This window comes from Rhodopseudomonas infernalis (genome assembly GCF_022271405.1).
GTDB lineage: Bacteria > Pseudomonadota > Alphaproteobacteria > Rhizobiales > Xanthobacteraceae > Rhodopseudomonas > Rhodopseudomonas infernalis.
The window spans coordinates 1-945 of the sequence record NZ_JAJNAL010000085.1; the positions used below are offsets into that span (position 1 = coordinate 1).

General features: G+C 60.8%; 1 protein-coding gene. It reads left to right on the forward strand.

The genetic code is table 11. The annotated features are described in order from the left end of the window. The coding region (locus tag LPW26_RS25310) for an IS30 family transposase (protein WP_238738531.1) at positions 1-938 on the forward strand (938 nt) is incomplete at its 5' end. Between the last annotated feature and the right edge of the window lie 7 nt (positions 939-945).

Here is a 945-nt window from a genome sequence, read left to right on the forward strand (position 1 = left end):
ATGCGGGCGGTGTGTCTCAGAATCTAATCGCGGCGGCTGTGGGCCGGTCGCCTTCCACGATCAGTCGTGAGCTTAGGCGTAATTCCAAGCGAACGAAGGTCTGGGCCGGCGGGTACGAACCCGTGCGCGCCCAGCAATTGACCGAACGGCGGAGGCGCTGGGATTGTCGCTTCAAGCTGGCGCGCCAGCCGAACCTGCGAAGATGCGTGGGCAAAAGCCTTGCGATGGGACATTCGCCGGAGCAGATCGCCGGCCGACTGGCGCTGAAGCATGGTCGCGTCATCATCAGCCATGAGTCAATCTATCGCTTCATCTATCATCGGACCGCACAGCAGGATTACTGGTACCTCCTGTTGCCACGTCACAAGAAGTTCCGAGGGCGCCGGCGGCGGGGCGGCAGCACCGCAAGCCTCATCAGACAACGGCGTTCAATCGCTGAACGGCCGATCGAAGCCGACAACCGGCAGACGGCGGGCCATTGGGAAGCCGATTTCATGATGTTCTCCCGGCCCGGACAGGGGCTCATGGTGCTCCACGAGCGACAAAGCCGCTTCAACCGGGTTCGCCGTCAGGTCGATCGCAAGGCTGTTGCCACAGCCAAAGCCATCGCTCTCCAACTCGGCAAACTGCCACCGGCGATGCGCCAAACCATCAGCTTCGACAATGGAGGCGAGTTCGCCGAACACCATCGGCTTCACAAAGCCCTCGGCGTCCAGACCTTCTTCTGCGATCCTCACAGCCCCTGGCAGAAAGGCGGCGTCGAAAACTCGATCGGCCGCTTGCGACGATGGCTGCCTCGAAAGACAAATCTCGACGACCTTACGGCGGCAGACCTCCGAAGATACGTCGACCGCCTCAACAACACTCCACGCAAATGCCTGGACTTCAAGACACCCGCCGAGGCATTCTCGGAACTAACAGTTGCACTTCAACCGTGAATCCATC